General features: G+C 50.4%; 18 protein-coding genes. 10 read left to right on the top strand and 8 right to left on the bottom strand.

The window, feature by feature from the left end; all coding sequences use genetic code 11:
* Positions 1 to 2 precede the first annotated feature (2 nt).
* The 4 genes from HMPREF0645_RS01870 to HMPREF0645_RS01855 form a co-directional block, all read right to left on the bottom strand.
* On the bottom strand, positions 3 to 1544 hold the full coding sequence (locus tag HMPREF0645_RS01870; protein ID WP_007173123.1) for a S8 family serine peptidase: 1542 nt from the start codon (positions 1542 to 1544) through the stop codon (positions 3 to 5).
* A 175-nt stretch (positions 1545 to 1719) separates the two neighbouring features.
* The gene (locus HMPREF0645_RS01865; RefSeq protein WP_044123132.1) at positions 1720 to 2955 is read right to left on the bottom strand and encodes a type IX secretion system plug protein; all 1236 of its coding nucleotides are present in this window, start codon (positions 2953 to 2955) and stop codon (positions 1720 to 1722) included.
* Between the two features lie 32 nt (positions 2956 to 2987).
* Complete coding sequence (gene xylE / locus HMPREF0645_RS01860) at positions 2988 to 4475, bottom strand: D-xylose transporter XylE (protein WP_007173121.1); 1488 nt, start codon at positions 4473 to 4475, stop codon at positions 2988 to 2990.
* A gap of 144 nt (positions 4476 to 4619) precedes the next feature.
* Positions 4620 to 6755, bottom strand: a complete 2136-nt coding sequence (locus tag HMPREF0645_RS01855; protein WP_007173120.1) for a M3 family metallopeptidase — start codon at positions 6753 to 6755, stop codon at positions 4620 to 4622.
* A 413-nt stretch (positions 6756 to 7168) separates the two neighbouring features.
* Between HMPREF0645_RS01855 and HMPREF0645_RS01845 the strand changes: the two genes are divergently transcribed.
* The 6 genes from HMPREF0645_RS01845 to rodA all read left to right on the top strand — a co-directional run bounded on the left by HMPREF0645_RS01845 (position 7169) and on the right by rodA (position 13793).
* The gene (locus HMPREF0645_RS01845; protein ID WP_007173118.1) at positions 7169 to 7765 is read left to right on the top strand and encodes a hypothetical protein; all 597 of its coding nucleotides are present in this window, start codon (positions 7169 to 7171) and stop codon (positions 7763 to 7765) included.
* Positions 7766 to 7958: 193 nt separating this feature from the next.
* A complete protein-coding gene (locus tag HMPREF0645_RS01840) occupies positions 7959 to 8981 on the top strand; it encodes a rod shape-determining protein (protein WP_007173117.1) in 1023 nt (340 codons plus the stop codon).
* Between the two features lie 141 nt (positions 8982 to 9122).
* Positions 9123 to 9989, top strand: coding sequence for a rod shape-determining protein MreC (gene mreC / locus HMPREF0645_RS01835; RefSeq protein ID WP_007173116.1), 867 nt, complete (start codon positions 9123 to 9125; stop codon positions 9987 to 9989).
* Positions 9990 to 9991: 2 nt separating this feature from the next.
* Entirely contained in the window at positions 9992 to 10492 is a 501-nt protein-coding gene (gene mreD, locus HMPREF0645_RS01830; protein WP_007173115.1) for a rod shape-determining protein MreD, read from the top strand.
* Positions 10493 to 12343 carry a penicillin-binding transpeptidase domain-containing protein gene (locus tag HMPREF0645_RS01825; RefSeq protein ID WP_007173114.1) on the top strand — a complete coding sequence of 617 codons (1851 nt, stop codon included), beginning with the start codon at positions 10493 to 10495 and terminating at the stop codon, positions 12341 to 12343.
* Positions 12324 to 13793 (top strand): rod shape-determining protein RodA, encoded by a 1470-nt coding sequence (gene rodA, locus HMPREF0645_RS01820; RefSeq protein ID WP_007173113.1) that lies wholly within the window; start codon positions 12324 to 12326, stop codon positions 13791 to 13793. The genes HMPREF0645_RS01825 and rodA overlap by 20 nt, the downstream gene beginning before the upstream one ends.
* Before the next feature lie 48 nt (positions 13794 to 13841).
* Here rodA and HMPREF0645_RS01815 read toward each other — a convergent pair whose 3' ends face one another.
* The 3 genes from HMPREF0645_RS01815 to HMPREF0645_RS01805 are packed head-to-tail and all read right to left on the bottom strand — an operon-like array spanning position 13842 to position 16772.
* Positions 13842 to 14303 carry a gliding motility lipoprotein GldH gene (locus tag HMPREF0645_RS01815; RefSeq protein WP_007173112.1) on the bottom strand — a complete coding sequence of 154 codons (462 nt, stop codon included), beginning with the start codon at positions 14301 to 14303 and terminating at the stop codon, positions 13842 to 13844.
* On the bottom strand, positions 14300 to 15625 hold the full coding sequence (locus tag HMPREF0645_RS01810) for a PSP1 domain-containing protein (protein ID WP_007173111.1): 1326 nt from the start codon (positions 15623 to 15625) through the stop codon (positions 14300 to 14302). Before HMPREF0645_RS01810 ends, HMPREF0645_RS01815 begins: the two co-directional genes overlap by 4 nt.
* A gap of 1 nt (position 15626) precedes the next feature.
* Complete coding sequence (locus HMPREF0645_RS01805) at positions 15627 to 16772, bottom strand: DNA polymerase III subunit (RefSeq protein ID WP_007173110.1); 1146 nt, start codon at positions 16770 to 16772, stop codon at positions 15627 to 15629.
* Positions 16773 to 17611: 839 nt separating this feature from the next.
* On the opposite strand from HMPREF0645_RS01805, the gene HMPREF0645_RS01800 reads away from it, so the two are divergent.
* The 4 genes from HMPREF0645_RS01800 to tsaA all read left to right on the top strand — a co-directional run bounded on the left by HMPREF0645_RS01800 (position 17612) and on the right by tsaA (position 21534).
* Complete coding sequence (locus HMPREF0645_RS01800; protein WP_007173107.1) at positions 17612 to 18247, top strand: hypothetical protein; 636 nt, start codon at positions 17612 to 17614, stop codon at positions 18245 to 18247.
* A 74-nt stretch (positions 18248 to 18321) separates the two neighbouring features.
* The gene (locus HMPREF0645_RS01795; protein ID WP_007173106.1) at positions 18322 to 20109 is read left to right on the top strand and encodes an LTA synthase family protein; all 1788 of its coding nucleotides are present in this window, start codon (positions 18322 to 18324) and stop codon (positions 20107 to 20109) included.
* Positions 20109 to 20807, top strand: coding sequence for a phosphatase PAP2 family protein (locus HMPREF0645_RS01790; RefSeq protein ID WP_007173105.1), 699 nt, complete (start codon positions 20109 to 20111; stop codon positions 20805 to 20807). Before HMPREF0645_RS01795 ends, HMPREF0645_RS01790 begins: the two co-directional genes overlap by 1 nt.
* A gap of 19 nt (positions 20808 to 20826) precedes the next feature.
* Positions 20827 to 21534: a tRNA (N6-threonylcarbamoyladenosine(37)-N6)-methyltransferase TrmO gene (gene tsaA / locus HMPREF0645_RS01785; protein ID WP_007173104.1), complete on the top strand. Its 708-nt coding sequence runs from the start codon at positions 20827 to 20829 to the stop codon at positions 21532 to 21534.
* On the opposite strand, the gene tatC is transcribed toward tsaA, so the two are convergent.
* On the bottom strand, positions 21463 to 22263 hold the full coding sequence (tatC, locus tag HMPREF0645_RS01780) for a twin-arginine translocase subunit TatC (RefSeq protein ID WP_007173103.1): 801 nt from the start codon (positions 22261 to 22263) through the stop codon (positions 21463 to 21465). The two genes, tsaA and tatC, sit on opposite strands and share 72 nt — an antisense overlap.
* Positions 22264 to 22279 lie beyond the last annotated feature (16 nt).

Here is a 22279-nt window from a genome sequence, read left to right as displayed (position 1 = left end):
AGCTATTTGCCTTTGGCCATCTTCATGGCTGCACAAGCGTCCACAATTCCACCACTAACGCTCTGCAGTCCCGGCATTTTGTGTACCGTAGCCATCAGTATTTGCTTGATCTCGCAGGCCTTGAGTTTGGGGAAACAGGCGCGCAACATCGCGGCCACACCGCTCACCACAGGCGCTGCCACGCTTGTGCCGTTGGCCATGTCGGGTTTGTCACCGGGATAAAAGCCCGCAATGTATTCGCCCGGGGCATAGAGATCTATCGTTTCGGAACCGAAGTTGGAGATGCTGCTCAGGCTTCCGTCCATAGCCGAGCCTCCCACGCGGATGACATGAGCCATGGGACGTCCATGAGCATCGATGGCTGTGGGATAATAGAATGTGGAGTCGATATTGAGATGGTTGTTGCCCCCGGCCGTAATCACAAGCACATCTTTCGAGGCAGCATATTCCAAGGCAGCGTTGACCATGTCGGCACGGGGTGAGGCGTATTTGCCCAGACTGATGTTCAGCACCTTGGCTCCGTTGTCCACGGCATAACGTATGGCTGACGACACGTCCTTATCGTATTCATCGCCGTTGGGCGCACACCTCACCGTGAGCAGACGAGCGGCAGGCCAAATGCCCTCCCTGCGGCTGTCGGCACTCCTGCCGGCCACCACCGTGGCCACGAAATGACCATGGTCGTGTCCTTCGACGTTCAACGTGTTGTTGCCGTAGAAGCGGTCGTCGGCATCGTCCATGTTGTCGCCCATGAGCAGACGCTTGTCGGCATCGTGCTCAATGCCGCTGATGCGGCGAGCCATCAGCGCCAAGTCATCGTGCTGTTTTTTCACGAAGTCGGTCCACAGTGTCTTGCGGTCAGTTCGCAGCAGGTCGGCGAGAATGGTCTCAGCGTAGGCACTCCAAAGTGTGTCTGCCACCTCCTGATGCATCATTCCGCTCAGTGTCAGCGTGTCGACGGCGAGTTGAGGCTGGACGTGGAGGATGGAGTCCATCTTGTCGATGCACGCATTCTTCTGTCGGGCGTATCCATAAAAACGGATGTAGCTTGCGATGCCGGCTTTCTTCTTCATACGCAGGTAGTATTCGTATTCTTCCTCATCATCCACCTGCGGATCTTTTTCATTCACATTTTTATATTTGGGATACAGTCTCTTGAACTCTCGAAACTCCTCCGTGCCGGCACTGGTCATGTTGAACGTGCCGTCCTTGGTGCCCAGAAAGTTCCAGCCGTGTACATCGTCCACGTAGCCGTTGCCGTCATCATCCTTACCGTTGAGCTTCTCCTTTTTGTTTGTCCACAGACTTCCGGCCACCGACTGGTCGCCCGGTTCTATGCCCGAGTCAATGATTCCAACGATAATTGTTTTGCGGGGTTTTATCCTCTTATCCTTCATATATTGCTGTGCAGCAGTCACGTTGGCGCCTTTTAGCGAGTCGTTCCATTGCTTATGCCAACCGACATAAACATCCATTTTCTGTGCATAGCCCGTGAGCGGTGCACCAGCCAAAAGCAGGCCGATGACAATCTTTAAATATATCATATTGCTTGAGTAGTTTTCAAAAATCTATTCTCTCGTTCTTTTAAACAGTGTGTAAAATTACATAAAAAAGTTTTAAAAAACAAATATCCATGGTTCTTTCCGGCAATAAGCCGGGTAAAAAACCATGGTTCGTCTTTCTGAAAACAGTAGTTTGGGCCATTCAAGCGCAATGCATTCAATCTATTTTGCCATACCCCACTAATCTGTCGGTGCGCTCGCCGATGCCACGGAAATACACCAGCACCTGGTAGGCGTTCTGCGTTTGGTAGAAGTTGCCTTCCGAAGGCACCGGAACCATGCGTCCATCGGCCTGCTGCAGAAGGTATTGGTAGTTGTAATATCCTTGTTTGAGCCACACACTTGCCTCATAGCGTTGTGTGGTCTCGTTCCATTCCATTTTGTATTGCGGAAGAAAGCGGTCGTGGGTCCATGCTCCATTGAGATATACCTCGCCCGGCAGTCGCGGGGAGGCAAGGCGGAAGTGCACCATGGCATATTCCGAAAGCACGTTGTTGTCCCAGTTGTCAGCGTTGCGTATGTAAAACCCGCCATCGGCATCTTCGTCATAGACGTAGCTCGGTCGTGGCTCATCCGTCCATATCGTGGCATGATACATCTTGCCGTCCCATGTCATGCTCTCCAGCCCCATGGTGGTATGCCTCATGTCGAGCATTTCGAATTTTCGGTATTCGTTTCCCCCATTGAAAATCAAATCGCGGTTATGATTCCATATCAGTCCGTTGTTGTTGATATACTGCGGTTTGACATTCACCACGGCATTGTCCCACCTTCCGTTTTGCATCATCACCGTCTTGACCTGTACCGACGGGTCGGTCACCCTCACGCTGCCGTATCCCACTTTCACCGACAGTTGCTGATGGCGGCCGTTGATGTCGGCATCGGTGTTGGTGGTCAGTTCCATGCCCACGCTCATCCGGGGCTCCAGCACCATAAAGCAAGCCGTAAACGCCACGTTGTTTTCGTCTTCCTGATCATACACGGTAACCTTATAATTGCCCCCAATCCTGATCCTGCATCTTTCGTTGGGTAGGCTTAGACGGTAGTGCGTGTACAATTGGTTGGTGTTCAGGGATTGCTTAAAGTCGTCTATCGTGTTATCGCGAGCAAATCCCTCGCAATAATCACTCTCGAAGATTTCTTCCGACACCGTCCAATCGGCCTCGCAATGCTCCAGCTTGTAGACGTATCGGTGGTAGTCGTGCGTCAGGTCGTCGAAGGAGATGACCACGGGAGTCTGCTGCCCCAGCGTTATCACGGGCAATTCCGTCCAGTTGTCGCCCGCCACCACCTGCAGCGATGCAATACGATTGCTCACCACCTCATGACGTTGCCCACACACCGGGAAAGCCATGCATACCAATAATATGATCAGCGAAAATCTATTTCTCATTTTCCTATTATGCCACAAGCCAGGCCTGACCTCTACTTGCGGGTGTCTTCTTGGTCGGGGCGCCACAGTTTGTTCATGTCTTCGAGCGTCTTGCCCTTGGTCTCGGGCACCATCTTCCAAACAAAGATTGCTGCAATGATGCATATTGTACCATACAGTCCGTAGGTAAACCAGTGGCCAAAGTGGTCGCCTTCGCGCAGGTGCATGTTGAACATGGGGACAAACGAGCTACTCACAATCCAGTTGAAAATCCATTGGAATGCCACGGCAATGGCCACAGCCTTTCCACGGATGGTGTTGGGGAATATTTCAGCGATGAGCACCCAGCAGATGGGTCCCCAGGAGAACATGAAGCTGGCCGAATACACCATGATGGAGAGCATGGTAACCAGGCTGAGTGCTTCGTTTCCGAAGGTGATGGCCACGCCCAGGGCACCGATGGCCATTCCGATGGACCCCCAGATAAGCAGAGGTTTTCGCCCGAGTTTTTCCACCGTGAACACGGCCACCAGCGTAAACGAGATGTTGACTATACCCATGATGACGGTTTGCATCATGGGGTCTGCCATGCCCATATCCTGGAAAATGCGCGGTGCGTAGTACAGTACGGCGTTAATACCCACGGCCTGCTGAAACACACTGAGCATGATGCCGACAAAGATACAAACCCATCCGTAGGCCATCAGGCGTTCGGTCTTCTGGGTCATGGTGTTTTTGATGTCGCGTATAATATCATCGGCAACAAGGCTACCGTTGATACGTGTCAGGATATTCCGCGCACGTTCGGTTTGTCCGCTCATAACCAGATAGCGGGGAGTTTCCGGCACAAAACAGATCAGCAGCGTGAAGAGTCCGGCTGGCACGGCTTCACTGCCAAACATGTACCGCCATCCCGTGGCTATGGTCCAGGTCGAGGCTTCGGGATTCATCACCTGATTCACACCGTTCACCATTTCGATAATGGGATTGATATTGTCGCCAAGGATGATGAAGTTAATAAAGTAGACGACCAACTGTCCGAATATAATGGCAAACTGGTTGAAACTGACAAGCATGCCCCTTATGCCACTGGGAGCCACCTCTCCTATATACATGGGGCAGATGGCAGACGCCAGTCCCACACCGATGCCCCCGATGATGCGGTAGATGTTGAATGCGACAAGGAGGTTCATGGTGGGTACGCCGTGTTCGAAGAAAAGAAATTCGGGCGTCATGCTTCCCAATGCCGAGACAAAGAACAGCATACCCGCAATGATTAAGCTTTTCTTACGCCCGAGGTTGGATGCGAGCAACCCCGACAGGGCAGACCCGATGATACAGCCGATCAGCGCACTCGCACAGGTGAACCCGTGCATTCCGTTGGTATAGGTAAAGTTCTCCGAACCCATGAAGAAAGCTTGGAGCCCCTTTTCCGCACCGGAGATGACAGCCGTGTCGTATCCGAAGAGCAGACCTCCAAGGACGGCTACCATGACGATGGAGGCAAGATAGGCTTTGCTGCCTTTATTGTTTGTTGACATGATGTGTAAATTTAAGATCTTTCATACTGTGCTCGCCCAATTTATAAAAGGTCCTGCACTTCACAATCTGAAAAAGTTGTCGTGTGTGCCGGCATTTTTCAGTGTGATTCGACTTCAGGGTGGCGTTGTATTTATTGATGCGGGCTACAGTCCGCGAGCCTTGAGCAGGGCAGAAGCATCAGGCGACTGCAGTCCGGTGAACTCAGTAAAGCTCTTCATCAGGTCGCGGGTGTTGCCCCGGCTCAGAATGATGTCGCGGAAGGCCTGTCCCACCTCGGGCTTCAGTGCACCCCGCTTGGCAAAACATTGAGCGATGTTGTCGGCCAGCACTTCCGTCCACAGGTAGCTGTAGTAGCCGGCGGCATAGCCCCCTCCCCATACGTGATTGAAATAGGATGTGGAATAGCGGGGCGGAATCTGGCGGTTGAGCAGTCCGATTTCCTTCAGTACGCGGGTCTCAAACTCGCTCGCCTTGTCGGCCGAAGGAATGTTTTGGGAGGTCAGCGTATGCCAAGCCAGGTCGAGGCAGGTGGCAGCCAAGTTCTCGCCCAGTGCGTAGGCCGAGTGGAAGTTGATGGAGTTGAGCATCTTGTTCTTCAGCTCTTCGGGCATGTGGCGACCTGTTTCGGTGTGTCGGGCGAAGTTGTTGAATACTTCCGGGATTGTGGCGAACGACTCATTGAACTGCGACGGCATTTCCACGAAGTCGCGGGCGACAGCTGTTCCGCTCAGCGAGTTGTATTGGCAGTTAGACAAGAATCCGTGCAGCGCATGACCGAACTCGTGGAACAGTGTGGTTACCTCGTCCCAGGTGATGAGGGTCGGTTGTCCTTCGGGAGCCTTGGCATAGTTGCACACATTATAAATAACGGGCAACTGGTTGCGCTCGTGACTCTGTTTGGCAAAGGTGCTCATCCATGCTCCGCCGCGCTTGGTGGGGCGACGGAAGTAGTCGCAATAGAACAGTCCCATGGGCTTGCCATCTTTGTCGAACACCTCGTAGACCTTCATGTCCTTGTGGTAGGTCGGGATGTCGGTGCGCTCGTTGAACGACAGGCCGTAAACGCGGTGGGCAGCATAGAACACACCGTTGGTCAGCACGCTGTCGATGTTGAAGTAGGGCTTCACGTCGTCTTCCGAGAAGTTGAACTGTTCGTTCTTCATCTTGGCCGAATAGTAGAATCGGTCGTAGGGCTGCAGCTTAAAGTTGTTGCCCATGGTCTTACGGGCATAGGTCTCAATGGCTTGTGTTTCTGCGTCGGCCTTGGGACTGTAGGCACTGATGAGCTGCTTGAGGAAGGCATAGACGTTGTCCGAGGTTTTGGCCATGGTGCGCTCCAAGGAATACGAGGCAAAGTCCTTATAGCCCATCAGCTCCCCTTTTTCTGCGCGCAGTTTGGCCATTTCCACCACGATTGGGAATGTGTTGAACTTTCCAGAGCCGTCAGCGCGGTGTATGGAAGCTTCGAACACCCTGCGGCGCAGGTCTCGGTTTTCGAGATTCGTTAGTATGGCCTGCTGGGTGGTATTCACGATAACAATGCAATAGGGAGCCTTGCCGCCGCGACTCTCGGCATCTTTCCTGCATTGGGCAATGTCCGCATCGCTCAGTCCGGCCAACTCGTCCTTGCTGTTCACCCATACCACAGCGTTGTTGGTGGCATCGGGAAGTCTGTTGCCCCAGTCTTGCTGAAGGGCAGAGATGCGCTTGTTGATTTGCTCCATGCGGGCTTTCTTGTCGGCCGGGAGCAGTGCTCCTGAACGCACAAAGTTTTTATAGGTCTCCTCCAGCAGCTTTTTGTTCTCCCCCTGCAGGGTCGTATATTCGTGGTCGTAGACATATTTCACGCGTTCGAACAACTTGGCATTGAACGATATCTCGTTTTCCAAATCGGTCAGCAGCGGGGTGATTACCTTCTCTGTTGCAGCTATTTCGGGCGTCTTGTCGGCACTGACCAAGCCGTAGAACACGCTGGTCACGCGGTCGAGCAGCACCCCCGTGCGCTCCAAAGCCAACACAGTGTTGGCAAAGGTGGGCTTTTCCTTGTTGTCCACGATACGCTGTATTTCAGCCCTTTGCTGCCTGACGCCCTCCTTAAGGGCTGGCAGATAGTGTTCGTATTTAATCTTGCTGAAGTCGGGCGCACCATAGGGGAGCGTGCTTTTTTGCAGCAGCGGGTTGCTGTTGCCCGACTGTGCCGACGCGGAGTCTGTGCCCGTAATCATCACGGCTGAGGCCAGTGTGGCACTCAGCAGGGTTTTCTTCAAGTTGCTGTTCATTGTTTTATAGTTGTTTAAGTTTTATCATCCATGTTGCCGGATGGCCGTCAGGTTCACAGGCTCCGACACGCTTCTGTTTTCTTCATGAACCCGGCCGTCACAGGTCAAGGCCGGATGAGGGTTCACGGATAAATCGTTGCAAATATAAGAAATACTGATGAAAGCGCCAAGCAAACCTTTATTTTTTGTGCGGCGGCCGTGGTGCGTGCGTTTGGCGGCCGTCATACACGTGTCCGGCGGCCGTGAGACAGATGCCCATCGGCCGTCATACGATGCTGAACTCACGCTTGACGCATCGCAATTTAACGGCTGTTAGCTATAAATTCTATGCAAACATCGCATTCATTGTCAAAAAATTAGTAACTTTGCACTTTAGTTGCAACTTATTAATTATATAAACGTACGTGAACGATATGTCTGAAACAAAAGAAATTAAGACTGCACTGATATCCGTATTCCACAAGGACGGTTTGGAGGAGCTGCTGGCAGCACTGAACCAGGAGGGTGTGCAGTTCCTGAGCACCGGTGGCACACAAACATTTATCGAGGGTTTGGGCTATAAATGCCGGAAAGTAGAAGAAGTGACAACCTATCCCTCGATTCTCGGGGGGAGGGTGAAGACGCTGCATCCCAAGGTGTTTGGCGGGATTCTTGCTCGCCGCGACAACAAGGGCGACCAGGAGCAAATGAAGGAATACGACATTCCGTCCATCGATTTGGTCATCGTGGATCTCTATCCCTTTGAACAGACGGTGGCGAGTGGTGCCGCAGAGCAGGACATTATCGAGAAGATTGACATCGGCGGCATCTCGCTGATCCGTGCCGGTGCCAAGAACTTCAAGGATGTGGTGATTGTGCCCAGCAAGGCAGAATATGACGTGCTGCTTGACCTGCTCAAGAAGAACGGTGCCAAGACAGAACTCTCCGACCGTAGAATGTTTGCCGAGCGTGCCTTTGGCGTGAGCAGCCATTACGACACGGCCATTCACAACTGGTTTTGCAAGAAGTAAGCAGACTTGAGGCTTGGGAAACGGGGACAGGCTCGATGAAGAAAGCTTTGCTCCACGCCGAGCCTGCACCGGTTTGCCTGAGACAAAACACAGCGTGTTATAAAACAAATTATTCATTCAAGGGCTGCACGACTTGACCGCTGTCATGTGTTGACACAGCGTGTGAAAACCTGCAGACCAATTATTTCGAACAATGGGATTTTTTTCGTTTATACAGGAAATAGCCATGGACCTGGGCACGGCCAACACGATCATCATCAGTGATGACAAGGTTGTTGTCGACGAGCCTTCGGTGGTGGCTTTGGATCGTCGCACCGACAAGATGATTGCTGTGGGCGATGCTGCCAAAATGATGTATGAGAAGACGCATGACAATATCCGCACCATCCGTCCGCTACGCGACGGTGTGATAGCCGACTTTACGGCCTGTGAGCAGATGATGCGTGGACTTATCAAGATGGTACACACGGGTTCGCGCCTGTTCTCACCGTCGTTGCGCATGGTGATTGGCGTGCCCTCGGGGTCAACCGAGGTTGAACTGCGTGCCGTGAGAGACTCGGCCGAGCATGCCGACGGGCGCGACGTGTATTTGATTTTCGAGCCGATGGCAGCCGCCATTGGTATCGGTATTGATGTTGAGGCACCCGAGGGCAACATGATTGTCGATATCGGGGGCGGGTCTACCGAGATTGCTGTCATTTCTCTTGGCGGCATTGTGAGTAACAACTCCATTCGCGTTGCCGGCGACGATTTGACTGCTGATATTCAGGAATACATGAGCCGCCAGCACAACGTGAAGGTTTCGGAGCGTATGGCCGAGCGAATCAAGATTCACGTGGGATCTGCACTCACCGACCTTGGCGACGAGGCTCCTGAGGACTATATCGTTCATGGGCCTAACCGCATTACGGCACTGCCCATGGAGGTGCCCGTCTGCTACCAGGAGATTGCTCACTGTCTGGACAAGACAGTGGCCAAGATTGAGAATGCGGTGCTCTCGGCTTTGGAGTCCACTCCTCCGGAGCTGTATGCCGATATTGTGAAAAACGGCATCTACCTGTCGGGTGGGGGCGCCCTGCTCCGTGGTCTCGACAGGCGATTGAGAGACAAAATCAACATCCCGTTCCACATTGCGGAGGATCCCTTGCACAGTGTGGCCAAGGGAGCCGGTGTTGCATTGAAAAATGTAGGCCGATTCTCTTTCCTCATGCGATAAACTTTCCAGCCTTGAACCTTGAGCACAGGGTTTGGACTTGATGATATCCGGCTGATGCAGTATGCAGCATCGCCGGGATGTCATGAAGTTCAGATCCCAGAGTCAAGGTTCAAAATTTAGGTAGGTTTTAGATTTCACGACATGCGCAACCTGTTAAACTTTCTTGCCAAATACAATCACTGGTTTGTCTTGCTGTTGCTGGAGGTGATCAGCATGGTATTGCTGTTTCAGTACAACAGTTATCAGGGCAGTGTATGGTTCACGTCGGCCAATTATGTTTCGGGCAGCCTGTTGGCATGGAAGGCGGAGGTCGAGTCGTTTTTCTCGATGGCGAAGGTCAACCAGGATCTGATGCAGCGCAATCTCTATCTCGAGCAGCAGATGAACGACCTCGCGGCCAAACTCACCGAGGCCACCAAGGACAGCACGTGGATGCGCAAGGCCCAGTCGGAGTCTTTGAAGCACTATAACCTGATACCTGCCAAGGTGGTGAGCAACAGGCTCAACAGTCCCGACAACCTGATTACCATAGACAAGGGGACGGCCGATGGTGTGGACCGGGATATGGGTGTGGTCTGCGGAACTGGTGTGGTAGGCATTGTCTATCTGGCCGCGACACACTATTCGGTGGTGATTCCCGTGTTGAATTCCCGATCCAACATCAGTTGCCAGATACGGGGTCGCAGCTACTTTGGCTATCTGAACTGGACGGGAGGAGACAACAAACTTGCCTTCGTGGACGATGTGCCCCGACACGCCCATTTCAAACTCTACGAATGGGTGGAGACGAGTGGCTATTCGTCGGTGTTTCCGCCGGGCATCTCCGTGGGCAAGATTCTGCACGTTTACAATTCCCCCGATGGACTTTCCTATCGCTTACAGGTAGAACTTGCCACCGACTTTTCGCGGTTGCGCGATGTATGTGTGATCGACAATAAGCCGATGCAGGAACGATTGGATGTCTTGCGCGCGGCTCAGGATTCATTGAAAATTGAGGAGGTGAGATAGCTATGAACATTAATTTCCTATATCGCCTTTTGCTCTTTGTCGTGCTGTTGCTGGCTCAGGTGCTGGTGTTGAACCATATACATCTGTTTCATGTCGCCACGCCACTGCTCTACATCTACTTTGTCTTGAGTTTCAGGCGCAACTATCCCAGATGGGGAGCGATGGTCTGGAGTTTCCTGATGGGACTCGGCGTGGATGTGTTTTCAAATACTCCGGGTGTTGCGGCGGCTTCGATGACGATGGTGGCATTTCTGCAACCTTATATGCTCGAGATCTTTGTTCAGCGAGACAGTGATGAAGACTTGCGACCAAGCATTCGCACCCTCACATTTTCGGGATATCTTGGTTATGCTTTTCTAATGACCCTGACCTACTGCCTGTTGTTTTTTACGATAGAGACCTTCAATTTCTTCAACTGGGCACATTGGGGAATGAGTATTCTGGGGAGTTTGGTACTGTCAGTTGTACTTATAATAGTGGTGGAAAACCTGAGAAAGGATTAAATGAAGGATTTTGACCTTGAAAGCAGGAAGCTCGTGATTGGTGGTGCTGCCATTGTTATCGTGACAGTGTACATCATCCGTCTGTTCACGCTCCAGCTTCTCAGTGACGACTACCGCAAAAGTGCCGACTCGAATGCTTTCCTGAAGAAAGTGGAATATCCCTCGCGTGGTATCATACGAGACCGGAACGGGAAACTGCTGGTCTACAACCAGCCATCTTACGATATTATGGTGGTGATGAACGAGGAAAAAGGAACACTCGACACGACTGATTTCTGTCGTACCTTAGGCATCACGAAGGAGTTTTTCGTTCAGCGCATGAACGATATCAAGGACCGGAACAAGAACCCCGGTTATTCCCGCTTTACCCAGCAACTGTTCTTGACACAGGTTGACGACAAGGATTTTAGTGCTTTCCAGGAGAAGATGTATCGTTTTCCGGGATTTTATGTGCAGAAACGCAGTATTCGGAAATACGAATATCCAAATGCGGCGCATGTATTGGGTGATGTGGCGGAGGTATCGCAAGGTGATATTGATGACGACGACTATTATCAGCTTGGCGACTATATCGGAAAAACCGGCGTGGAGCGCAGTTATGAGAAGGAACTCCGGGGAGAGAAGGGGGTGCAGGTGTTGCTTCGAGATGCGCACGGTCGGATTCAGGGGAAATATAAGGATGGGGAGTATGACCGGAGTCCTAGTGCAGGAAAAGACCTCACTTTGGGCATCGATATCAACCTCCAGGCGCTCGGAGAACGCCTGCTTGAGGGAAAAATAGGGGCGATTGCGGCCATTGACCCTCAGACAGGACAGGTGCTCTGCTTGGTGTCTTCGCCCAGTTACGATCCCCGTCTGCTCGAAGGAAAGAAGCGAGGCAAGGTGCATCGTGTTTTGGCCAGAGACCCGTGGAAACCCCTGCTCAACCGTGCCATCATGGGACAATATCCTCCCGGTTCAACTTTCAAGACCTCACAAGGACTCACTTTCCTGACCGAGGGAGTCATCAACAGCCACACCCAGTATCCTTGTCATCATGGATTCTCCTACCGTGGACTCCATGTGGGATGTCACGGACATGCCTCTCCACTGTCCATCGTTCCGGCAATCAGCACCTCGTGCAACGCCTTTTTCTGCTGGGGACTCTACCGGATGATCGGCAACCGGCGGAAATACAGGAATGTGCAGGAAGCCATGAACATGTGGCGTGACTATATGGTGAGCATGGGGTTTGGCTATAAGCTGGGCATCGACCTTCCTGGCGAGAAGCGGGGACTGATTCCCAATGCGGAGTTTTATGACAAAGCCTACAAGCGATCGTGGAATGGGCTGACGGTCATCAGTATTTCGATAGGGCAGGGTGAGGTGAACCTGACACCCCTGCAGATTGCCAATCTGGGTGCCACGATAGCTAATCGCGGATATTACTACGTGCCGCACGTGGTGAAGGAGGTGCATGGTGAACCGCTCGACACGACCTTTACGCGTCGTCACTACACCCGTGCCAATCGTCGGGCTTATGACTTGACCGTGGCCGGCATGCGGTCGTCGGTGCTGGGTGGAACATGCCGGCATTTGCGCAACTTACCTTTTGAGATCTGTGGCAAAACCGGTACGGCACAGAACCGGGGACACGACCACTCCGTGTTCATGGGGTTTGCTCCGATGTCGAATCCGAGGATAGCCATAGCTGTGTATGTTGAAAATGGCGGTTTCGGAGCTGATTTTGCCGTGCCAATTGCCGGAGTGCTCATGGAACAATATTTAAATGGCAAGCTCTCCCCTGAACGCGAGCGGGAGGCTGCCGTATTACAGAAACGGAGAATAGGATATGGCTCAAGCAACAGATAGGCAACACAGCATCTTCCGCAACCTTGATTGGTGGACAATAGGCATTTATCTGGCATTGCTCGTATTTGGCTGGATCAGTGTCTGCGGTGCGAGTTATACGTATGGCGATACCGACATCTTCACGCTCGACTCACGTTCCGGCATGCAGATTGTGTGGATTGGCACGTCGCTCGTGCTGGGCTTCGTATTGCTGATGCTCGACGATCGATACTTCGATACCTTTGCGTATGTGATCTATGGGGTTCTTGTCTTGCTACTCTTTGTCACAATCTTTAACCCGCACGAGATCAAGGGGTCGCGGTCGTGGCTCGTGCTCGGCCCCATGAGACTGCAGCCGGCCGAGTTTGCCAAGTTTGCCACGGCCTTGGCCTTGGCTAAACTGATGAGTACATACGGCTATAACATACACCAATGGAAGCACTTCGCAGCAGCATTGGGTGTGGTTCTCCTGCCCATGTTGCTGATTGTCGGGCAGAAGGAAACGGGATCCGCCTTGGTTTACCTGTCGTTCTTCCTGATGTTTTATCGCGAGGGGATGCCGGGTAGCATCTTGTTCACCGGAGTGGCAATGGTGGTGTATTTCGTGGTGGGAATCAAATACGAACCCGATTTGCTATGGGAAACGCCGACGTCGCTGGGCAAATTTGTGGTGTTGTTGTTGGTGCAGCTCTTCACCTCGGGTATGATTTATTTGTATTGTCACGAAAAAGGGAAGGCTCTGGGGATGAGCTTGTTTTGTCTTGGTGTGACCCTATTGGCCCTGTTGTTTGCCAAATTTGTGATACCTTTCGATGTGGTTTGGGTGCAGCTGGTCATCAGTTTTTTGGTCATCGTCTACCTGTTGTTCCAGAGTTTGGCCACCCGCTTGTCCAACTATCTGCTCATTGCATTGTTCGCGGTGGGTTCCATTGTTTTTTTCTACAGTGCCGACTATGTGCTTAACGATGTGATGAAACCTCACCAACGGGTTCGCATCAACGTGCTGTTGGGACTGGAAGAAGATCTTGCCGGGGCGGGATATAATGTGCATCAGAGCGAGATTGCAATCGGCTCGGGTGGTTTGCGGGGCAAGGGTTTTCTCAATGGGACACAAACCAAACTGAAGTTTGTGCCGGAACAAGACACGGATTTCATTTTCTGCACCGTGGGCGAGGAAGAGGGATTCTTGGGTTCGGCCGGCGTTCTGCTGCTCTTTTTAGCCTTGGTTCTCAGACTAATCCATTTGGCAGAGCGACAAACGTTTAAATTCGGACGGGTCTATGGCTATTGTGTGCTCAGTATATTCCTGTTCCATTTGTTTATCAATGTGGGTATGGTGCTGGGTCTAACGCCCGTGATCGGAATTCCACTTCCGTTCTTTAGCTATGGGGGCTCCTCACTGTGGGGGTTCACGATCCTACTGTTTATCTTTATGCGCATTGACGCAGGGCGCAACTTGGTGAGGACATAAAAAGGAAAGCACGCGAATCCTCCATGTCTTGTGCTTTCCAAAGAAGTTTTATTTCAGTCGGGTCAAGGCAATACCCACGTCTGAAATTCCAGGCAATATTTCCCGCCTCATGTTGTGCCTTACGGTGATATGGAGCGAATCGGACTGATGAAGTTTCATTCGTGAAATCGGATATCGGTATTGATAATAGCTGACTCCCTGCCCCTTGAAGTTGCCATTGCGGTCGGCTAATTTGCAGTTGATGGTGTCAACATGATGTATCATGGCCGGATATACGGTTTGTTCGACGATTAAAGTGAGGCTGACAAAAGGAAAGAGGCCGTTGATGCGCAGCCCTAAATCTGTGCTGTAATAACCGGAATCGGGCACCGCGGGCACTTCATAGATGAGTGTGTCCACCCGTTCCCACCCCATAACCGGCGTGTGGTTATAGTGGTGAAAGACCTTGTCTTGAGTACATGCCATGCAGGCGACAAGGCATATCAGGGTTGTTACCCCCCATGTTTTCATTCCTGAGCAGGCTTGTTGTTATTTTCCGAACGATTGTTGCGGTTGTTGTTACGAGGGTTTCGGCCTTTGTTCCTGCGTGGTTGACGTTTTTGATTGTCCCTGTTCTGGGCCGTTTGTCCGTCGGAATCGGTGGAATTGTTGTCTCCCTGGTTTTGCGGAGCATTGCTCTGTGTTGCCTTCTTGCTATACGGCTGAGCGTTCTGATCGTTTCTGTTCTGACGGTTTCGGTTTCGCCTTTGGTTGTTCTTGCGTTTCTTTTTAGCCTTGTCAAAACGACTGACATCAGCGTCGGCCAAGAGGTCTGTTGGCTGTTTCTCTGGTTTGGCTTGGTCATCTTGCAGCAGCGACATGGGCTTTTCGCCCTTCTTGTTCATGGCAATAATCTCGCGCACACGGTCCACGTTTATGGTTTCTAAGTTGGCAGCCATGTTCTTGTCGGTGGAATAGGTGCACTGGCCGGTAAGGATGTCGGTTTTGAACAGATAATAATCATTATCTGAAGTCTGTAGAATGATGTCTCTACCCGGTATTTTCTTACTGGCCTCAAGATACTGATCGGTTTCATAATTGAGACAACATTTCAGTTTCGCACACATGCCTGCCAGTTTCTGCGGATTGAGCGAGAGGTCCTGAATGCGTGCGGCGTTGGTCGATACACTGGAGAAATTCTTAATCCATGTGGCACAGCACAATTCACGTCCGCACGGACCGGTTCCGCCGATACGGCCTGCTTCTTGGCGCGCACCAATCTGTTTCATCTCAATACGCACATGAAAGGCATCGGCCAGCACCTTGATGAGTTGGCGGAAGTCTACGCGCTCGTCAGCAATGTAATAAAAAATCGCCTTGTTGCCATCGCCCTGATACTCCACGTCACCGATTTTCATCTTCAGGTTCAGGTCTTTCGCAATTTGCCGACTTTGTATCATGGTGCTGTGCTCAAGGCTTTTGGCTTCATTGTATTTGTCTATGTCCACGGGCTTGGCCAATCGATAGATGCGCTTGATTTCATCGGATGATTTCAGGTTAGCCTTCTTGATTTGATGCTTGACAAGTCGTCCGGTGAGTGTGACCACTCCGATATCGTGTCCGGGACTGGCTTCCACCGCCACCACGTCACCCTTCTTCAGGTCAAGATTGTTGACGTTGTGAAAATATCCTTTGCGTGTATTTTTGAATTGCACTTCAACCAAATCGGTCGACTCGGCATTGCCGGGTATGCCGGCCAGCCAATCGTATGTGTTGAGTTGCTTGTCCTGTCGTCCTACCGAGGCTTTTGTGAGCCCACGGTCACAACCGGAGCATATATTAAAGTTTCCCATATTATCGTCTTAAATAAATGATCATATCCGTGGCCAGATTGAAGAATTGAATCTTCGCATTGGCATTCTGCGCAATGTCACGGATGGTGCGTTGCAGCATCTCCGAAATCTCCACCACGTTGCGTTCGTTAATGAAACGGGCGAAGTTTTGTGCAAACGCCTCTTCTTCCCGAGTCATATAGTTAATCTCTTGCTGCCGAAAATTATACATGAAGTTTTCCCTCACGATGTGCATGAAATAAATCAGCATACGACGTTGCTTTTCCCTTCCAAATGAAGATACATCTTCACTCCAACTCTTCAATTCCTTCAGGTCGCGGGTATAAGCCTTTCGCATGAGGACTACAAAAAGGTCGAAAAACTGCTTGTTCTCGTTTTCTGCATCGAGTTGTTCCAATGCTTTGAGCCAATTGCCGTTTGACGTGCGGGCGATTCGCATGGCATCGTCACTGCCTATGCCCCGTCTTTCCACCAAAGCACGGCTCATGTCGGCTGTGTCTATGCGATGGATGTCAAATCGCTGAACTCGGCTTCGTATGGTTTCCAGCAGTCGTTCCGGTTCTTCTGAAACAAGCAGAAACACGGTTTTTGCGGGCGGCTCCTCCAGAAGTTTCAATAGTTTGTTAGCGCTGGTAAGGTTCATTCGCTCTGGCAACCAAATCAAGCTTACCTTGTATCCACCTTGTCTCGACTTGATGTTGAGCTTATGATTCAGCGCGTCGCTTTCGGCTTCGTAGATTACGGCTTGCTGATTCTCGGCGTCCATGCAATTCATCCATTGATTGATCGTGAAATAAGGACCACGATGAAGTAACTCCCTCCATTCTTTCAGAAAGTCGTCGCTCGTCACCTTATGGTCGCTTGAGATGCCCTTGGGACGTATCACGGGAAAGGTGAAATGCAGATCGGGATGTTGCCATTTGCTTAGCATAGCTTCAGCATTCCGCAAGGCCGCCTCACTCTGAAGGAGAGTTTGCCCATCCGCGCGTTCCCCCAGCAGATAGGAGGCAAAGGCAAGAGCCAGGGCCATTTTTCCACTTCCCGACGGACCAGTGAACATCAAGGCATGAGGTACGCGTTGATCCGCCACCATTTGTAGCAAACGGTGACAGGCTTCCTGTTGTCCTATGACTTCACTAAACTGCATGATATTTCAGGCGGCTTTTGTTTGCAAAGTTATTAAATTTTTACATCAAAAACGAAAGAAACTTATCTTTTATGCTTGCCTCATGCCAGTGGTGTCATAAAAAATATGAGGTTCATCCGACATCTCGAGTGATACGACAGTCATGTAGTGCATATTCTTCATTCTTCATTCTTCACTTTATAAAATATTATTACCGTTTCCGGCCATTTCCTTTCGTCTCATCTGGACAGAAATGCGCCATGTTTTTGCGGATAATTCCAATCCCGAAGAGTATCAAGAACACAAGACCGATGCGGTTAAAGCCTTGTGGCACCGCGATTCGAGCTTATCGATTGCGCGACCAAACCTTTGTCGCATCGTGATTAGAGTTTAACCGCAGTGGCATTTGATATCTATTCGTAGACAACAAAAATCGTATAATAAGATCATATTTATTAAAGCCCTGATTGTCAACCCACTACAAACTATCTCAAATTTCTCGAATTTCAAGCCAATGGATTTTTATTTTTAAATTCGCGAAATACAGAGAGTTGTTTGTCAGAAAAAATATCAGTATCTGTTGTCTCAGGATTCATCCTGAATAACTGTTGATGAGTACAAAACTGCATGGATGAATGATGATCCATTTTAGTTGATGTAAGAGGACACAGGAGGCATCCTCGTCAGGAATAATCTTGCTTCTCGTGTTAAAGATTATCACTCCAAAAGTCGGATGAACCAAATATGACATAGAATTATTTACCATTCCTTGGTGTTACAAAGTTATATTAGTATATTTGCATATTCGCTAACTTCAAAACGTGATGCCAAGAGCATGACATTTTTTCGGAGGTAATATTATGAAAGGTATATTTAGAGAAGAAATTGAGACGCGCCAGATAGACAAGTTTTTTTGTGACGAAATGGGGCGACAGATACATCGTTACATCAAGGCCATGCATGGCTCACTGGCTATGTTAGAAAAGTTCGAGGCGCGTGTCAGACAGTTTGATATCCCCGAACGGGAGGAGGCCTTTGCCCGATACATCGATCTGAATCGTAAGGTAATCAAAAACTTAGACTGGCGCATGCTGATAGCGAGAGCTATGGCCAACTTCTGCGATTCCTATTCATACTTCTGTGATATGGTGCGCGATGAGGATACGATAAAGTTTTATGAAGAGCGGATGAAGGCCAAGTATATCCATTTTCATGAAGTGTTTGAGGAAAATGGCTATTATGGCATCAAGGATCATGAGGGCAAGGTTATTATTTCGGCCAGCTACACCTTCCTTCGCACACCCTACGTCTATGTGGATGACTTGCTCACCATGCCGGTCATTGCACAGAAAGACGGCAAGATGGGACTGGTGTTGCCCGATTATCAAGACACGGTTGTGGTTCCCTTTGAATATGATGACATCTCCTTGAGAGATGAAGAGCCTTGGTTCGAGTTGCACAAGAATGGTGTGGTGAGCCTTTGGCCGGCTGATTAAGTGGTATAACAGTGACATCTTCTATTCTAAAAGACAAGCTGTTTTTCCTACTATCCATTTATGGATTGTGGGTGATGTTGTTTGTTTTGCAGAAGCCCGTATTTCTCTTGTTCTACAACGGAGACGTCAGCCAAGCCCTGTCGGTGATGTGGCACGGCCTCCCGTTGGATTTGTCGATGGCCGGCTATTTGTCTGCCATTCCGGGCTTACTACTTTTGTGTAGCAGTATTCCACTTCGAATATTGCATACCAGACGTGCCGAAAATTTCGTCAACAAATTATTCCGATGGTGGTTTGTCATTGCTGCCATCGTTGTTGCTGTGGCTTTTGTTGCCAATTGTGCACTATATGACTATTGGCGCTTCCCCTTGGACGCCACTCCTGTATTCTTCCTTACGTCCTCGCCCAAGGATGCCCTGGCCAGTGTACCCTGGTTGGCGGGGTTGGCCGGCATTATTGCCGTGGTAGCGGTTGCATTCTTGATTCAGTGGCTTTTTAAGATTCTCACCAGATTTTTCAGCCCTACCGCCTACAAGGCGACATCGCCCTTGGGAATCATCGTCATCCTGTTGGCTGTAGCTTCTCTGTTTCTTCCCATTCGCGGCGGAGTCACCGTTTCATCCATGAACACAGGAAAAGTATATTTTTCTGAAAATCAATTGCTGAATCACGCCGCAGTGAATCCTTTGTTTTCATTCATGGAAAGTATGCTGCACCAAAAGGATTTTGCTTCTCAGTATCGGTTTATGGATGATCAAAAAGCCCATCAGTTGGCTAAGGAGTTGTTGCAGCCTGCCGGCGTTCCAAACGACACCACCCACATCTCGGTTCTCTCCAACCAGCGCCCGGATATATTTTTGATCATCTTAGAGAGTTTTTCCGACACACTCATGAAGAGGAATGGGGTGACACCTGGCTTGAATCGCCTCAAGCAAGAAGGTGTTTTTTTTTCCCGGTTTTATGCGAACAGTTTCAGGACAGACCGTGGTCTGGTGTCTATTTTGCAAGGATATCCGTCCCCAGCAACAGTCAGTTTGATGAAATTTCCAAAGATAACGGAAAACATTCCCTCCTTAGCGGAACACTTGGACAAGGCAGGCTGGGCGCTCAGCTATTATTATGGAGGCGATGCTGACTTCACCAACATGAGGTCTTTCTTGGTGAATCAGGGCTTCCGCAACATCACGGAGGACGTCGACTTTCCTATTGCCGACCGACTGAGCAAGTGGGGTGTGCCCGACCATCTGTTGTTTCGTCGCGTGGAGGAAAACCTCGCGAACGACCATTCTTCTGTTCCTCAATTCCGGGTTATCCAGACATCCAGCTCGCACGAGCCCTTTGACGTGCCATACAACCGACTAGAAAACAAAATCCTGAATGCCTTTGCCTACACTGACAGCTGTATCACTGGCTTTGTAAAATTCCTCAAGGCATCGGGGAGGTGGGAGAATTCATTGGTTATTCTTGTGCCCGATCATCTGGGTGCTTGGCCTGAAGGGGCTGACAATTTCGCTTCTTGGAGGTATCATATACCCATGATTTGGACAGGTGGAGCCATCAAATCGCCAGTTACGACAGACACATACGCTTCCCAACAGGATCTTGCCGCAACTTTGCTTGCCCAGTTGGGTGTTGCCCAGCATAACCTGTTGTTCAGCAAGGATATTTTTAACCCCCAGTCTCCACATTTCGCTTTTTTCATGATGAATGACGGCTTTGGACTCATCGACGATCAAAACCAACTCATTTATGACAACAAACAGGGAAGAGTTGTTGTCGACGAGGGACCTGAGCGAGGCAAGAATCTGCCTTTGGGACAGGCTTATGTGCAAATCATTTTTGACGACATAGCATCACGATAATGACAGACTGTTTATTATATATTCTACACACGCTTATAGGTTGGGATACCAACCTCACCCTTTGGATTAACGGTATACATTCGGATTACTGGGATAACTTCATGGAGATGTACAGCATGAGGTTTGTCTGGCTGCCGTTTTACTTGTCGTTTGGGTATGTCTTGTTCAGACATTATTGTTGGAAAGTTGCGTTAATTTGCATTGCAGCTGCCATCATCCTTTTGATATTGAACGACCAGTTGTGCTCGTCGGTCATCCGGCGTAGTATCGGTCGACTGCGCCCCAGTAATCTGGACAATCCCATGTCGGCTTTTGTACATGTGGTCGACGGCTACCGGGGTGGCCGCATGGGATTCCCGTCAGCCCACGCCAGCAACAGCTGGGGCACCGCGTTTTTTGTTATTTATATGTTCCGCCACCGCCTGCTTAGCCTCACGATGGTTCTATGGAGCGTCATGATGTGTTATTCACGATTGTATCTCGGCGTCCATTATTTAGGAGACACTGTGGCCGGACTGTTGTTGGGATTAGTCAACGCAACCCTTGTCTGCTATTTGCTCAAGCGCTGTGCGCCCCAAGTGGTGGCTGCCTTTAGACCCGAGAAAGAGGGACATGCTGCTTTCTGCCTGCCGGCCATTGTTTTCTGGATTTCCGTGACAGGCATGTTGGTCTCGGCCTTTTTTGTGGATCCTTCATGATGATTACCAAGTACACACCATGGAAATTCAACCAATAGCTGTTTTTCATTCTCCCTTCAGCTCCAAGTTTGGCATTCCCAAACAGAGCGGATTGGTGGAGGAATTGGCTGGTACAGTAGTTTTCAACTCCGAATACCGCAATGCCGATGCCCTGCGAGGCATAGACGGCTTCAGTTTCCTATGGCTCATCTGGGGCTTCTCGGCTAACAAACACAATGCGACGAGTCCTGTGGTTCGTCCTCCGCTGTTGGGTGGCAATGTCCGGATGGGCGTCTTTGCCACTCGCTCTCCGTTTCGCCCCAACCCCCTTGGCTTGTCATCGGTGAGGCTGGAACGGGTCGAGTGGGAGAGTGCCAAGGGGCCTGTGCTGCACGTTTTGGGTGCTGACCTGATGGATGGCACACCGATTTACGACATCAAACCCTACGTTGGATACACGGATTGCCATGAGCATGTGCGATCCGGCTTCACCGATGTTCATCCCATCCGACGACTAAAAGTGATCGTTCCGGACGACATCAGAAGCCGTTTCAGCGAGGAAAATCTCAAGGTTCTTGTCAAGACTTTAGAACTCGACCCACGTCCCCGATACCAGCAAGATGCCCAAAAGGTTTATGGCATGCCCTTTGGGAAACAAGACATCCGTTTCACAGTGTCAGTCGATGGCGTCCTTCGCGTGGTTGGTGTTGGTCAACTTCACGATAACAATGCTCAACTCGTAAAGTAACCAGATAGGCAGGGAGACAATAAACAATGTGAAAACATCTCCCGTTGGGGTGATCACGGCAGCAATGATGACGATGGTCACGAGGGCGTGGCGCCAATAGTGTTGCATCCATTCGGCCTTGAGCAATCCAAACACGGCCAGCAACCAGCTGATAACCGGTATTTCAAAGAGTATTCCGAAAACAAGGCACATCATCAGCAGAGTGTCCATATACGATTGCAGCGAGAGCAAGTTGTGAATCTCGGTGCTCACTTGATACGTACCCAGAAACCGCACCGTCAGGGGGAAGATGATGAAATAGTTGACCAATATACCTATAATAAACATCGTATACCCACCCGCTATAATCCGGAAGGCATACTGCTTCTCCTTGCGGTAGAGTGCCGGCGATATAAATTGATAGAGTATATAGAATAGGTAGGGCGATGCTGCCAGGATGCCGAAATACAGCGCCGTCTTCATGTGAATCATGAACTGCTCGGTGAGTCCGATGTTGACTAACTGAATTTCAAACGGTTCGGCGTGCATCAGCCGGTAGGTGATGAAGTCCGACCGACTGGGTGCCAGCACAATGTCGAACAGCAACTCCTTACAGGCAAAGGCGACAACGAAGCTGACCAGGGCCACGACAATCATGCGAATCAGGTATCCTCGCAAAATGTCTAAGTGTCCCCAAAACGTTAGATCTTCTTGTTCCATGGCCGCATCCGGAGCGTCTTGCAAATCCATTGCTTATCTGAGAAAC

Origin of the sequence: Hallella bergensis DSM 17361 (assembly GCF_000160535.1) — a bacterium.
In the GTDB taxonomy this organism is placed as follows: Bacteria; Bacteroidota; Bacteroidia; order Bacteroidales; family Bacteroidaceae; genus Prevotella; species Prevotella bergensis.
This window is presented reverse-complemented; position numbering and strand designations above follow the sequence as displayed.